This is a genomic window from Rhizobium sp. RU20A (assembly GCF_900155885.1).
In the GTDB taxonomy this organism is placed as follows: domain Bacteria; phylum Pseudomonadota; class Alphaproteobacteria; order Rhizobiales; family Rhizobiaceae; genus RU20A.
Map to the genome: position 1 here is coordinate 177,217 of NZ_FTMB01000004.1, position 14,121 is coordinate 191,337.

General features: G+C 65.7%; 10 protein-coding genes. 4 read left to right on the forward strand and 6 right to left on the reverse strand.

Annotated features, from left to right (window positions below):
• Positions 1 to 446 precede the first annotated feature (446 nt).
• Genes F3H41_RS12845 through F3H41_RS21530 form a run of 3 tightly spaced genes read right to left on the reverse strand, consistent with a single transcriptional unit; the run spans position 447 to position 6,209 of the window.
• Positions 447 to 3,794 (reverse strand): error-prone DNA polymerase, encoded by a 3,348-nt coding sequence (locus F3H41_RS12845; protein ID WP_149739085.1) that lies wholly within the window; start codon positions 3,792 to 3,794, stop codon positions 447 to 449.
• An 11-nt stretch (positions 3,795 to 3,805) separates the two neighbouring features.
• Positions 3,806 to 5,374, reverse strand: coding sequence for a DNA polymerase Y family protein (locus F3H41_RS12850; RefSeq protein WP_280177045.1), 1,569 nt, complete (start codon positions 5,372 to 5,374; stop codon positions 3,806 to 3,808).
• Positions 5,286 to 6,209, reverse strand: a complete 924-nt coding sequence (locus F3H41_RS21530; RefSeq protein WP_244616181.1) for a hypothetical protein — start codon at positions 6,207 to 6,209, stop codon at positions 5,286 to 5,288. The genes F3H41_RS12850 and F3H41_RS21530 overlap by 89 nt, the downstream gene beginning before the upstream one ends.
• A 163-nt stretch (positions 6,210 to 6,372) precedes the next feature.
• Here F3H41_RS21530 and F3H41_RS12855 point away from each other — a divergent pair, with 163 nt between their 5' ends.
• Positions 6,373 to 7,635 (forward strand): TIGR03862 family flavoprotein, encoded by a 1,263-nt coding sequence (locus tag F3H41_RS12855; RefSeq protein ID WP_188129455.1) that lies wholly within the window; start codon positions 6,373 to 6,375, stop codon positions 7,633 to 7,635.
• 28 nt (positions 7,636 to 7,663) lie between these two features.
• On the opposite strand, the gene thpR is transcribed toward F3H41_RS12855, so the two are convergent.
• Both thpR and F3H41_RS12865 read right to left on the reverse strand, forming a co-directional pair.
• Positions 7,664 to 8,248 (reverse strand): RNA 2',3'-cyclic phosphodiesterase, encoded by a 585-nt coding sequence (gene thpR, locus F3H41_RS12860; protein WP_149739087.1) that lies wholly within the window; start codon positions 8,246 to 8,248, stop codon positions 7,664 to 7,666.
• Positions 8,249 to 8,333: 85 nt separating this feature from the next.
• The gene (locus F3H41_RS12865; protein ID WP_149739195.1) at positions 8,334 to 8,987 is read right to left on the reverse strand and encodes an arylesterase; all 654 of its coding nucleotides are present in this window, start codon (positions 8,985 to 8,987) and stop codon (positions 8,334 to 8,336) included.
• A gap of 62 nt (positions 8,988 to 9,049) precedes the next feature.
• Here F3H41_RS12865 and F3H41_RS12870 point away from each other — a divergent pair, with 62 nt between their 5' ends.
• From F3H41_RS12870 to F3H41_RS12880, 3 genes are all read left to right on the forward strand, one after another.
• The gene (locus tag F3H41_RS12870; RefSeq protein ID WP_149739088.1) at positions 9,050 to 9,769 is read left to right on the forward strand and encodes an ABC transporter ATP-binding protein; all 720 of its coding nucleotides are present in this window, start codon (positions 9,050 to 9,052) and stop codon (positions 9,767 to 9,769) included.
• A complete protein-coding gene (locus F3H41_RS12875; RefSeq protein WP_149739089.1) occupies positions 9,766 to 12,336 on the forward strand; it encodes an ABC transporter permease in 2,571 nt (856 codons plus the stop codon). Before F3H41_RS12870 ends, F3H41_RS12875 begins: the two co-directional genes overlap by 4 nt.
• 188 nt (positions 12,337 to 12,524) lie before the next feature.
• Positions 12,525 to 13,259 (forward strand): Bax inhibitor-1/YccA family protein, encoded by a 735-nt coding sequence (locus F3H41_RS12880; RefSeq protein ID WP_149739090.1) that lies wholly within the window; start codon positions 12,525 to 12,527, stop codon positions 13,257 to 13,259.
• Between the two features lie 189 nt (positions 13,260 to 13,448).
• Here the strand turns inward: F3H41_RS12880 and rplS are convergent, their stop codons facing one another.
• Positions 13,449 to 13,937 carry a 50S ribosomal protein L19 gene (gene rplS / locus F3H41_RS12885; RefSeq protein ID WP_149739091.1) on the reverse strand — a complete coding sequence of 163 codons (489 nt, stop codon included), beginning with the start codon at positions 13,935 to 13,937 and terminating at the stop codon, positions 13,449 to 13,451.
• Positions 13,938 to 14,121 lie beyond the last annotated feature (184 nt).

The window sequence follows — 14,121 nt, forward strand, 5'->3', positions numbered from 1 at the left end:
GTGGCTGAGCGCATGTCCGGGTGACATGGATTCGCTGAAGATGCTGACCGATCTGGTTCTACGCAGTCCGGGCCCAAGAATGCTAACGCACTTTTGCCGACCGTTATCTATCGCCCGGACAGGATGAAACGACGAGACAGGGCGCTTCCTGTGACCGGCTCTTACCGCAGATGCCAGGGCGTTCGCGCCACCCTTGCGGCCGGGCGCTGCGTGGCAGATGATTGCTAACCGGCCAAATATTCCCGTGGATGGCCTGCTTTCCGGATTCCGTCGCCTGCAGCCAGATCGTAGCTGGTAAAGCCGTACCGTGTGGGCGCGTGGGCTCTAGGTGCGGGCCTGCTGCGACCGGCGGCCATCTGCATCGGATGCGATTCGTCCTCGCGCGATGGAGTCTTGTGGAAACCGCCCGTGCTTCGGCCCGATAGCCTGCGATCCATCGCCTGCTCTCAATGAAAGTTCCGCCCGCCGGGCATGGCTTGTGCAGCCTCGATGATCTCGGCGCGGGAGAGCTTGCGGCGCTGATCGACGGTCGGTCGCTGGGCCTCGTCGGCGCGCGGATTGAGAGCGAAGCGGCGCTCTTCGCCCTTGAGAAGGCCAAGCGCCGCGGTCATGTCGACGATGTCTTCCGCTACGACATGCACGACGTTGGAGTGGTTCTGCAGGCGGCCATGCACGCGCACGAGGCGCGCACCCATGACGACGGGGCGGAAGGTTTCGAAGACCTTGGGCCAGACGATGATATTGGCGACGCCCGTTTCGTCTTCCAGTGTCATGAAGATGACGCCGCGGGCCGAGCCGGGGCGCTGGCGCACCAGAACGAGCCCGGCGACGGTAACGCGCGTGCCGCTGCGCGTTGCATCCAGCGTCTTGCTCTGCCGGCAGCCGAGACGGTTGAGATCGGCGCGCAGGAAGGAGAGGGGGTGGGCCTTCAGCGACAGCGACAGGCTGCGATAATCGGCGATCACCTCCTCGCCCGGCAGCAGCGAGGGCAGGCGGACGCTGGCTTCGGGCTGGAGATCGCTGCTGTCTGCGGCGGAAAACAGCGGCAGGTCCTCGCACGGGGCATCGAGCGCCTTGACGGCCCAGAGCGCGGCGCGGCGGTCCAGCCCCAGCGAGCGGAAGGCATCTGCCTCGGCCAACCGCTCGATCGTGCCGCGGGACAGGCCAGTGCGGCGCCACAGATCATGCACGGAATCATAGCCCCGGCCGCGTAGCGCCACGAGCCGGCGCATATCCTTTTCCGGCAGGCCCTTGGCGAGGGAAAAGCCGAGCCGCAGCGCGTGGCGCGTGCGCATGATGCCGATCATCGGACGATGGCGCGGAAGGACGGCATCCGTGCGGATGCCGTCGCCATCGACGGTGCCGAGCGGTTCCAGAAGCGTGTCCCAATCCGAGGCATTGATGTCGAGCGGGCGCACCGTGACGCCGTGTTCGCGGGCATCGCGCACCAACTGGGCCGGCGGATAAAAGCCCATGGGCTGGGAATTCAGCAGAGCGGCGCAGAAGACATCCGGGTAGAAGGCCTTGAACCAGCAGGAGACATAGACGAGCAGAGCGAAGGAGGCGGCATGGCTTTCGGGAAAGCCATATTCGCCGAAACCCTCGATCTGGCTGAAACAGCGTTCGGCGAAATCGCGCTCATAGCCGCGCCCTACCATGCCGTCGATCATGCGCTGCTTGAAATTGCCGACCTGACCGGTGCGGCGGAAGGTGGCCATTGCGCGGCGCAGACGGTCGGCCTCGCCGGGGCTAAAGCCGGCGGCGGTGATGGCGATCTGCATGGCCTGTTCCTGGAAAAGCGGCACGCCGAGCGTGCGGCTGAGCACCGCCTCCAGCTCCTTGCTGGGGTATTCGACCTTTTCCTTCTGCTCGCGGCGCTTGAGATAGGGATGCACCATATTCCCCTGGATGGGGCCGGGGCGCACGATCGCGACCTCAATCACGAGATCGTAGAAGACCTTGGGCTTGAGGCGCGGCAGCATGCTCATCTGGGCGCGGCTCTCGATCTGGAAGACGCCGATCGTGTCGGCCCGCGTCGCCATCTCGTAGACGGCGTCCTGATGGTCGTTGAAGATCGAGGCGAGCGTTTCGCGCCGGCCGTATCGCTCTTCCAGAAGCCGCAGACCCTTGGCGAGGCAGGTGAGCATGCCGAGCGCGAGAATATCGACCTTCAGGATCTTCAACGTGTCGAGATCGTCCTTGTCCCATTCAATCATGTAGCGCCCATCGGCCGTGTTCATGATGGGCACGATCTCGTCGAGCCGATCGCGGGTGATGACGAAGCCGCCGACATGCTGGGAGAGATGACGGGGGAAACGTTGCAGGAGATCGGCATAGCCGAGCACGCGCTTTGTCGTCGGCTCGCGCATGTCGAGGCCGGCGGCCTTGGCCTGGTCTTCGCTGAAGCCTTCGGTCCACCAGCCCCAGATGGAGCCTGACAGCGCCGACTGCACATCCTCCGACAGGCCGAAGGCCTTGGCCGTCTCGCGGCCGGCCGAGCGGGCGCGGTAGCTGATCACGGCGGCGGCGAGGGCGGCGTGCTCCTTGCTGTAGGTCTCGTAGATGAAGGCGATCACCTCCTGCCTTCGGGCATGCTCGAAATCGACGTCGATATCCGGCGGCTCGTCGCGTTCGGTGGAAATGAAGCGGGCAAAGAGCAGGGTGGTCTGCTCCGGATTGACCTCGGTAATCCCCAGACAATAGCAGACGGCGGAATTGGCGGCCGAGCCGCGCCCCTGGCAGAGAATGTTTCTTTCCCGCGCAGCCCTGATAATCCGGTAGACGGTGAGGAAGAAGGGCTCGTAGCGCTTTTCGGCAATCAGCGTCAGCTCTTCCTCGATCAGCGTTGCGATCTTTGCCGGTACGCCCTTCGGAAACCGCTCGCGGGCGCCTTCCCAGGCAAGGCGGCGCAGCGCCGCGGGTGCCAGCTCGCCGTCGATCGCCTCGTCGGGATATTGGTGGCCGATCTCGTCGAGGGAAAAATCGAGGCGGTCCCAGAAGCGCTGCGTGGCAGCGATCGCATCCGGATGATCGCGCAGCAGGCGGGCCATGTCCTGCGGCGCCTTCAGGTGGCGCTCGGCATTGGCCTGAAGCCGGAAGCTGGCTTCGGATATCGGAACATGTTCACGGATCGCCGTCAGCACATCGGCGAGCGGTCGGCGGTCGGCGCGGTGGTAGATGGCGTCGTTGGTGGCAAGGAGCGGCAGGCCGAGGCGATCCGAAAGGGTCGCGACTTCGCCAAAGAAGAGCCGGTCCGTGCCGTCGTAGCGCGGGGCGATGGCAATATGCAGCCGGGAGCCGAGGTGAGGCGCAAGGCGCTCCAGCCGGATACGGAAAGCCTCCATGGCGCCCGCCTCTGCCGACGGGGCGAAGGCGGCGAAGAGGAGGTCGCCGTTCCAGTCGATGAGGTCCTGTTCGAAGAGGGTGCAGGTGCCCTTGGCGGAGCGGATATTACCGGCGCTGAGAAGGCGGCACAGGCGCCCCCAGCCGCTACGGTTCATGGGATAGGCGAGGACCTCCGGCGTCTCGTCGGCAAAGCAGAGCCGGGCACCGGGGCGAAAGCCGTAGCGGCTGGTCTTGGCCGCCGCATGCAGGCGCACGACGCCGGCCACCGTGTTGCGGTCGGCAAGGCCGATGCCGGCAAGACCGAGGCGGAAGGCGGCCGTCACCAGTTCCTCCGGATGCGAGGCGCCCTCCAGAAAGGAGAAGTTGCTGCGCAGACCAAGCTCGAAAAAAGCCGGCGTGGCGGCGTGTTTCTGGGGCCTTGCCGGGCCGTGTATATCTAGCGTCGTCATGGTCGGTCTCCTCAGGCAAAGAGACCGTGCAGGAACCAGCGCGGCATGGTGATGTCGCTGAAGAAACCCTCGCGGAACAGCCAGAAGCGGCGTCCCTCGACATCCTCCACCCGGAAATAATCGCGCACCGGCCAGTCCTCGCCGTCGATCCACCATTCGGAGGCGATGCGTTCGGGACCCTCGGCATGGCGCACGCGATAGAGCGCCCGGCGCCAGCGAAAGCTCATGGGCGGTCCCTCCGGCACTTCGGCGGTGGCCTCGACCGGTTCCGGCCTTGCGAAGAGGCGCAGCGGCCGGACGGCGCCAATGGCGGCGACAGCGCGGGCGGCGAGCGGCGTCTTCTGCCGGATCGGTGCGTCCGGCGAAGGCGCCTCCGTGGCGGGCAGAAAGCTTGCGGCGCGCTCGGGCACATGGCTTTCCTGCCGGAGCATGACCTCGAGACTTTCCGGGCCCAGCCTCGCGGTTACCTGGTCGATGAAGCCGGTCAGCGGACGGTCTTCTGCGCCCGCCGTAGCGAGATCGGTTTGACGTGGCGTTGCACTTTCGGCGCTGAGGACGCGCAGTTGCAGCATTTCGAAGCCGAAGCCTGCATCGATATCGTCATGCAGGGCGGCTAGCCTCTCGCGGAAGAGGCCGGCAATGCGGGCGGGGTCGGCCAGCGGCGCGGAGGCGCCGACGGCCAGGCGGAAAACGCGGCTATCGATGCGGAAAAGCTGCAGCTCGAAGGTGCGCCCGCCCTGGCCGCGCGCCTCAAGGCCGGGCCTAAGGCTGGTGGCGAGGCTGAGCGTGATGGCAAGGATATCGTCCTGTGCCACCACCGGCGAGGCAAGGCGCCTCTCGGCCGCCAGCAGGGCGACGGGCCGGCGCGGGCTGATCGGTTCGTCCTCGCGCCCCAGCGCCTGATCGAGGCGCAACAGGGGCAGGGGGCCGAAGCGGCGAACCAAGGGTGCTCGCGGCATGGTGAGGATGTCATGGACGCTGACGAGGCCGAGCCGGGCAAGGCCGTCGCGCATGTCGGCGGGCAGGCGAAGGCTGGCAAGCGGCAGCGGCACCAGCATCTCTTCCTCCGCGCCGGCATCGACGATGTGGGCGGGGGCGGCGCCAAAGCGGGCGAGCGCCCAGGCAAGCCCGGGCGTTGCGGCAATGGTGGCGCGGGCCTCGAGGCCGAGATGAAAGAGGCGGGCGAGAAGATCTGCCATCAGCGCCTTTTCGCCGCCATGCAGATGGGCACAGCCGGTGATATCGAGAAAGAGGCCATCGCTCCCGTCGATGCCGACCAGCGGGGTGTAGCGGTCGCACCAGTCGGCAATGCCGGCGAGAAAGCTCCGGTCGGCGGCGGGATCGGCGGGCATCACGTCGAGTTTCGGCAGCATGGCGCGGGCTTCGGCAATGCCGAGACCAGGGCGCAGGCCGGCCCCTTCCGCCACGCGGTCGAGCGCGGCGATGCGCATGGCATTGCCCTCGCGGCCGGCGAGCACGATGGGCGGATGCTCAGGACGCCCGGCGGAAAGCCACGACGTGCCCCACAGGCCGCGGCTGATCCGGTCCGTCGGCAGGTGCGGGAAGACGATCGACAGGATGCGCGCGCCCTGCGCCGGAAAGAGCGCGGCTGGCTGCTGCGTCATGGTCGTGGAAACGAAGGTCATGGGCGCTCCATTCGAGGGCGAGGGTTTGCGGGGGAACGGCCCGGTTCTTTTCGATGGTGACGGAAAAGACGGGGTTGCCGAGGCTGCCGGCAAGGGCGGCCCCCGTCGTCAGGCGGCGGGGACGGGCAGGGGCGGGGCGCACGGCAAAGCGCAGCAGTGCGGCGCTTGCCTCCGCCGCGCCCCCCTGGCGCAGCAGCAGAAGCGGCAGGCCGGCGGCCTTGGCCTTCAGATGCAGGCGGCGGCTTTCGGTGAAGCCCAGACTCGCGGGGTTGCCGCGCACCTCGAGTGCCACGGCGGCGAAATCGCCGCAGGCAAGGGCTGCCTCCACGACCCAGAGCGCATCCTCGATGCGGCGCGTGCGGGAAAAGAAGAGCCGCGCCGTATCGAGGCCGTAATCGGCAAGGCCAGGCGCATAGGGCAGGCCGGCCTCAGCCGCAGCCTGGCGTTCGGCCACCCAGAGCAGGCTGCGGCGCGGCGTGGGGCGGCGGTCTTCCTGATAGCGGGCGGCCAGCGCCAGCGTGAAGCCACTCGCCGTACCGGCCTCACGCGTCTCGTCATGGCGCACCTCAAGGAGGCCGGCCTGCGGCAGCCCACCCCCGAGCAGGGCATCGAAACGTTCGGCGCCGAGCGGCAGGCGGTTTTCGGTTGCGCGGCGGGTTTCTTCGCGGCAAACCGGGTGGGTGTCGTCAAAGCGCGGCTCCCGCCCCTCGATCCGGGCCAGGGTGTCGCGCAGCATCGACAGGCGGTCGCCATCACGGGCACCTTCCATGGCATTCTCCAGTGTTCCTGTTTTGTTCTAATGGATTCCAGAGGCCACCCGGAGAGTCAATCCTCTTTTCGCGGGAGGATTTTTGGCATCGTCTACCAGAGGCGGCAGGCGGCAGACGCGCGCCCGGCTTGAACGTCACATCCGCCTCGGGCAGAAGGGCCGCATGACAGAGGCAGACAGGCAGGCATTGATGGGAAGCGCCAGGCATTCAGCGCCGCAGGTGGCGATCGTCGGCGGCGGGCCGGCGGGGCTGATGGCGGCCGAGATGCTGGGCCGCGCCGGCGTGTGCGTCACCGTCTACGATGCCATGCCCTCGGTGGCGCGCAAGCTGCTGCTGGCGGGAAAATCCGGTCTCAACATTACCCATTCCGAGCCGCATGAGCGGCTGAGAACGCGGTTCGGCGCGGCCGGAGATTTTCTACGCGATGCACTTGATGCCATGACAGGCCGCGATGTCGAGGCCTTTGCGGCCGGGCTCGGCGTGGAGACGTTTACGGGCAGTTCCGGCCGTGTTTTCCCCGTTGCCATGAAGGCTTCGCCCCTTCTGCGTGCCTGGCTGGCGCGGCTTGCAGGGCTCGGGGTCACGGTGCGGACACGGCATAGCTGGAAGGGGTTCGACGGGCAGGCGCTGCTCTTCGAGACGCCGGACGGGCCGGTCCATGTGGCGGCGGATGCGGTGCTTTTGGCGCTTGGCGGGGCAAGCTGGCCGCGGCTTGGATCGGACGCGGCCTGGGTGCCGGTTCTGGCCGAACGGGGCGTCACGATTGCGCCGTTCCGGCCGGCCAATTGCGGTTTCGATGTCTGTTGGAGCGCGCTGTTTGCGGAGCGTTTCGCGGGCGCGCCGGTCAAGTCGGTTGCGACAGGGATTGATGGGCGGGTGGTGAAGGGCGAGTTCGTGGTGACCCGTCACGGCATCGAGGGCAGCCTCGTCTATGCGGGCTGCGCGCCCCTGCGCGACCGGTTGCTGGAGACGGGGCAGGCGGCTTTTATCGTGGATCTCGCGCCGGACAGGACGGTGGAGGCGCTTTCGGCCAGTTTGCACCGGCAGGCCCCGAAGCTCAGCTTTTCCAACCGCTTGCGGAGGGCCACGGGGCTTGATGGCGTCAAGGCGGGGCTGCTGCGCGAGGCGGTTCCCGACATAGCCGGGCGCGATGCCCGCGCGCTGGCCCAGTGCATCAAGGCGCTCGCCATCCCGCTTGCCAGCCCGCGGCCGATCGCGGAAGCGATCTCCTCGGCGGGTGGCATCCGGCTTGATGCGATCGGAGCGGATTATCAGCTGAAGGTGCTGCCGGGCGTTTTTGCCGCCGGGGAAATGCTGGACTGGGAGGCGCCGACGGGCGGCTATCTGCTGACAGCCTGCCTCGCCACAGGGGCGCAGGCGGCGCGCGGCATGCTCGCCTTTCTTGGGGAAAAGACATCGCCCTGAGGCAAGATCTAAAGGCTTGTCCGGAAGATCAGGCGAGCGGCATGGCGTGATAATCGTCCGCGCCGCCGAAGCCGCCGGTTTCCATCAGCGGGAAGACCTCTTCGGTGAGATAAGGGCCGCCGCCAACCGAATCGCGCGAGGAGAGGAGCACGAAGCGTCCGACCGTGAAGGGCAAAGTGTGGAAATTGCCACGGCCGGCTAGATAGGTCACCACGTCTTCCACCCGCGTGTTGCGCAGCCTTGCCAGCGTCACATGCGGCGTGAACTTGCGCGGATCGGCGGGAAGGCCAAGGCGCTGGCAGATGCGCTCGATTTCCGCCTGAAGGGCGCTCATTTCGGGGCTGGCGCTGACGCCGGCGAAGACGGAATGCGGTTTCTTGGAGCCGAAGGCACCGGTGCCCGAGAGCTGGATTTCAAATTCCGGTCGTTCGATGCGGTCGAGCCTGTCGACGATCTCGTCTGCGGTGCGACCATCCACATCGCCGATGAAACGCAGGGTGATGTGGTAATTTTCCACATCGATCCAGCGGGCTCCTGGCAGGCCGCCGCGCAACAGAGACAGGCTCATGGCGGCGCTGCGGGGGATCTCGAGTGCGGTGAACAGTCTCGGCATGTCGAGCTCCCCGATTCAAGGTCTATGGCCTCAGCGAATCATGCATCCGCCATCGACGCAACTCCTATTTAGCACCCGCAAAAACTCAATTTGCCGGCGCATTCTTTCCGATGCCGGCAATGAAGGCTTCGGCCGTCGGCAGAAAACGCTCCACCATGACGCCCACGCCCTTTGGGTTGGGGTGCATTCCGTCTTCGAGCTGCAGGTCCGGATGGGTCACGACGCCATCGAGGAAAAACGGATAGAGCGTTACCCCATGCGCCTTGGCGAGCTCGCCATACATGGCATTGAATGTCTTGCCGTAATCCTCGCCCATGTTCGGCGGGGCCAGCATGCCGACGAGCAGCACGGCGATACCGCGTTCCTTCAGGCGGATGATCATGCGTTCCAGATTGGCGCGGCTGTCGGCCGGAGACAGGCCGCGCAGGGCGTCATTGGCGCCGAGTTCCAGGATGACGCCATCGGTGCCATCCGGCACGGACCAGTCGATGCGGGCGAGGCCGCCGGAGGTCGTGTCGCCGGAAACGCCGGCATTTTCGATGGTGACGTCGATGCCCTTGTCGTTCAGCGCCTTCTGCAGGCGGGCGGGAAAGGCGTCTGCCGGCGGCAATTGATAGCCGGCCATCAGACTGTCGCCGAAGCCGACGAGCTTGACGGGTGCTGCCGCGGCCGGCAGCACCGCAGCGGCGAAGAGAACACCCGCCGCAAACAAAAGCGTGAACCAGCCTTTTTTTACCATCATCCGCTTCCTAAATCGCGATAACACATCGACACCTCTCCCCACATATAGGGTCCCCATTCGTGGCAAAAACCATCATTGCGCTGAAAAATGCCGATCTGACGCTCGGACAGGGCGAGGCCTCGGTGCATGTGCTGAAGCGCATGAGCCTTTCGATCGAGGCCGGACAGTCGGTCGGCATCGTCGGTCCCTCGGGTTCGGGCAAATCGACGCTGCTGATGGTTCTGGCGGGGCTCGAGCGGCTGGACAGCGGCGAAATCGTCATCGACGATGTGGCGCTGCATGCGCTGAATGAGGATCGCGTGGCGGAATTCAGGGGGCGCACGATCGGCATCGTCTTCCAGTCCTTCCACCTCATCCCCAACATGACAGCGCTCGAAAACGTGGCGGTGCCGCTCGAACTTGCCGGCACCCCGAATGCTTTCGACATTGCCCGCAAGGAGCTCGAGGCGGTCGGTCTCGGTGCGCGCCTGTCGCATTATCCCGGCCAGCTTTCGGGCGGCGAGCAGCAGCGCGTGGCGATCGCCCGGGCTCTTGCCCCCCAACCGAAACTTCTGATCGCCGACGAGCCGACCGGCAATCTCGATACGGAAACGGGTCGCCAGATCGCCGACCTCCTCTTTGCCGAGCAGGCTGGCCGCGGCATGACGCTGGTGCTTGTGACGCATGATCCGGCGCTGGCGGCGCGTTGCTCGCGGCAGGTGCGGGTGCGATCCGGCGAGATCGTCGCGGCGGATGCGACATCGCCCGCAAGGCCTGTCGCCGAGGCGGCGCGAGCATGAGCGCGGCGGCTGTTTCCGGTCGTGCCGGGTTTGGCCGGCAGCTTGCCGTCGCCCTCCGGTTTGCGCTGCGCGAAATGCGCGGCGGCCTCAAGGGCTTTTACATTTTCCTTGCCTGCATCGCGCTCGGAACGGCGGCGATCGCCGGCGTCAATTCGCTCTCGCAGTCCATTACCGGCGCCATCGAGGGGCAGGGGCGGGAATTGTTGGCGGGCGATATCCGTTTCGAGATCGACAATCGCGAGGCGACGCAGGAGGAAAGGGCCTTCCTCGATACGCTGGGAACGGTGTCGGTGAATTCCGGCCTGCGCTCCATGGCGCGGCTCCCGGATGGATCGAACCAGGCGTTGGTGGAGCTGAAGTCGGTCGATGACGCCTATCCGCTCTATGGGAAGGTGGAGACGACACCACCGGCGGAAACCGTGCAGGCGCTCGTTGGCAGTCGTGATGGTGGCTTCGGGGCGGTCGCCGCGCCGCTACTTCTGGACCGGCTCGGGCTGAAGACGGGCGATGTGCTGATGCTCGGAAAGGCCCGTCTCGTCATTTCCGCGGCGCTCGACCGGGAGCCGGATGCGGTGTCCGATGGTTTCGGCTTTGCGCCGCGGCTGATGATATCGCGGGAGGCGCTGGCTGCGAGCGGGCTGGTGCAGACGGGAAGCCTCGTCGAACACACCTACAAGATCCGCCTCCGGCCCGGCGAGAGCGCCGCCGAGGCGCGGCGCCTTGCGGAGGAAAAGTTCCCCGCTGCCGGCTGGTCGATCCGCACCAGTTCCAATGCCGCGCCGGCGCTGACGGCCAATGTCACCCGCTTCTCGCAATTCCTGACGCTGGTCGGACTGACGGCGCTGATCGTCGGCGGCGTCGGAGTTGCCAATGCCGTCAGGGCCTATATCGATTCCAAGCGGGCGGTGATCGCCACCTTCAAGTGCCTCGGCGCACCGGCGTCCGTGGTACTGATGATCTACCTGATCCAGATCCTCGCCATCGCACTGATCGGCATTGCCATCGGCCTGGTGCTCGGTGCCATCATCCCCTACGCTGCCGCGCAGTTCCTGGCCGGTACGCTTCCGGTGCCGGAGGGCTTTTCGCTCTATCCGGGCGCGCTGGGGCTTGCGGCTCTCTTCGGAATCACCACGGCGCTCGCCTTCGCCATCTTGCCGCTCGGACGCGCGCGGCGCATTCCCGCAACCGCGCTTTTTCGCGAACAGGGGCTGGATGGGTTCCGCCTGCCGCCTTGGCGTTATCTGACAGCCGCCGTCCTGCTGCTGGTGCTCCTGTGCGGGCTCGCCATCTTCACAGCCTACGACCGGCGCATCTCGACGATCTTCCTCGCGGCTGTCGCCGGCTCCTTCGTGGTGCTGCGCCTCGTTGCCTTTGGCGTCGCGTGGCTGGCGCGGCGCAGCCCCGCCATCGCCTCGACGCCGCTGCGACTCGCCATCGGCAATATCCATCGCCCGGGCGCCCTGACGCCCTCGGTGGTGCTGTCGCTCGGCCTTGGACTGACGCTCCTCGTGACGATCGCGCTGATCGACGGCAATCTGCGTCGTCAGTTGACGGGAAGCCTCGCGGAGCGGGCGCCGAATTTCTTCTTCGTCGATATCCAGGGCAGCGAGGTCGAGGGCTTCCGCACGCTTCTGAGCGAAGCCCTGCCCGAGGGAAAGATCATCGAGGTGCCGATGCTGCGCGGGCGGATCATCGCCTTCAACGGCGTCGACGTCGCCTCCCTCAACGTGCCACCCGCCGGCCAGTGGGTGCTGCGCGGCGATCGCGGCATCACCTATGCCAAGAACCTGCCGGAGAATTCGACCCTTGCCGAAGGCAGCTGGTGGCCGGCCGACTATAGCGGCGAGCCGCTCGTTTCCTTCTCGGAGCAGGAGGGGCGTGAACTTGGCCTCAAGATCGGCGACACCGTGACGGTCAACGTGCTCGGGCGCAACATCACGGCGAAGATCGCCAATTTCCGTACGGTGGAGTGGGAATCGCTGTCGATCAATTTCGTCATGGTCTTTTCGCCGAATACGTTTGCCGGTGCGCCGCATGCCTGGTTGGCGACGATCATCGATCCGACCGCGACCGCACCCCAGGAAGCCGAGGCCTTACGCCGCATCACCAATGCCTATCCGACCATTACCAGCGTGCGCGTGAAGGACGCGCTCGACATCGTCAACCAGCTCGTGGCGCAACTCGCGACCGCCATCCGGGCCGCCGCGTCCGTAGCGCTCGCGGCTTCCGTGCTGGTGCTGGCGGGGGCGCTTGCGGCCGGCAACCGGGCGCGCATCCACGATGCCGTCATCCTGAAGACGCTGGGCGCGACCCGGCAGACCCTGATCCGCGCCTTCAGCTACGAATATGCGATCCTTGGCGCATCCACCGCCATTTTCGCTTTGGCCGCCGGCGGTGTTGCGGCCTGGTTCGTCGTCTCGCAGATCATGGAGCTCCCCTCAACCTTCCTGCCGGACGTGGCGCTGACGACGCTTCTCGTTGCTCTCGTGATGACGGTCGGTATCGGACTTATTGGTACCTGGCGGGTGCTGGGACAGAAGGCGGGGCCCGTTCTGCGCGAGCCTTGACAGCTTCAAAAGCGCGGCCGGATTAACCCTTTGTAATCCAACCTTCGGGCGGGAGGCCTTGTCTCCCGTACCCGCGGGCATCATATTGTCTTCAAGGCAAGCTGAAATCCCGCAGCGGCGCCTGAGGCGGATGGGGCAGGGGCCCCGCCGCATGGCTCGATGGACCCGGGAATTCTATAGAGGATACAATGGCTGATCTCAGACACTACCAAACCCGCACAACGCCGACCGGCGTGGAGGCCGGTGCGGTGATCGATCAGGGCCTTCGCAGCTACATGCTGAAGGTCTATAACCTCATGGCCATCGGTCTCGCCATCACCGGCGTGGCCGCCTATGGCACCTATATGGCGGCGGTCTCCAATCCGGCCTTCGCCCAGCTCCTTTTCGCATCTCCGCTCAAGTGGGTGATCATGCTGGCGCCGCTGGCTATGGTCTTCTTCCTGAGCTTCCGCATCAATTCGCTGAGCGTTGGCGCCGCGCAGATGGCCTTTTGGGTCTATGCGGGTCTGATGGGCCTGTCGCTCTCGTCGATCTTCATGGTCTATACCGGCCAGAGCATCGTGCAGACCTTCTTCGTGACGGCCGCCTCGTTCGGCGCGCTCTCGCTGTTCGGCTACACGACGAAGCGTGACCTCTCGGCCTTCGGCTCGTTCCTGATCATGGGTCTCTTCGGCCTGATCATCGCCTCGATCGTCAACATCTTCCTCGCCTCCTCGGCGCTGAACTTCGCGATCTCGGCCATTGGTGTGCTGCTGTTTGCCGGCCTGACCGCCTGGGACACGCAGAAGATCAAGGAAATGTACTTCGAAGCCGATGGCGCTGACGTTGCCGGCCGCAAGGCGATCATGGGCGCGCTCTCGCTCTACCTCGACTTCATCAACCTTTTCCTGTTCCTGCTGCGCTTCCTCGGAAACCGCAACTAAGGGAAAAGCGGCTGTCTTCCTTGAGTTTGAGGAAGACGGCGAACAGGTCACAGACCGAACTATTGGCGAATGGCCGTATTGGAAACGATACGGCCATTTTCTTTTGTCCCTCGTCCGCAGGGGCAACAACGAAAAAGGCCCCGGAAAACCGGGGCCTTTCGCATGATACCGGATGATCCGGACCAGGTCTTATTCTGCGGCGTCGGCCGGCTTTTCAGCGGCGAGCTTCTCGGCAGCAGCGACCTTCTCGGCTTCGATGCGGGCCTTTTCGTTGGCAACGGCCTGGCGCTCGGCGTCGTTGAGCTTGCGGGCGCGGGTGTTGGTGTTTTCAACGATACGGGCAGCCTTGCCGCGCAGGTCGCGCAGGTAGTAGAGCTTGGCGCGACGAACCTTACCGCGGCGGACGACTTCGACGCCTTCGACGAGCGGCGAGTAGACCGGGAATACGCGCTCGACGCCTTCGCCGTAGGAGATCTTGCGAACGGTGAAGCTTTCGTTGATGCCGCCGCCGGAGCGGGCGATGCATACGCCTTCATAGGCCTGTACGCGGGTACGGTTGCCTTCCGTCACGCGCACGTTGACGCGGATGGTGTCGCCGGCGGAAAATGCGGGAAGTTCGCGCTTGGCGGCGATCTTGGCGGCCTGTTCGGCCTCGAGCTGGGCAATGATGTTGGTCATTGGTCTACCTTTTCCATTTCTTCTGAAACGACCAGAGCGCTCTCTGCACCGCCTCGGACCAGCCTTGGACGGTGCGCGATCGATTTGCGTGATCAGCGGGAGCGGATGCGCCATTCTTTATTGGCGGACGGGATTCCCCGAACCGGCCGGGGCTTTACAGGAGATTGCCCCGCTTGTCACCCCT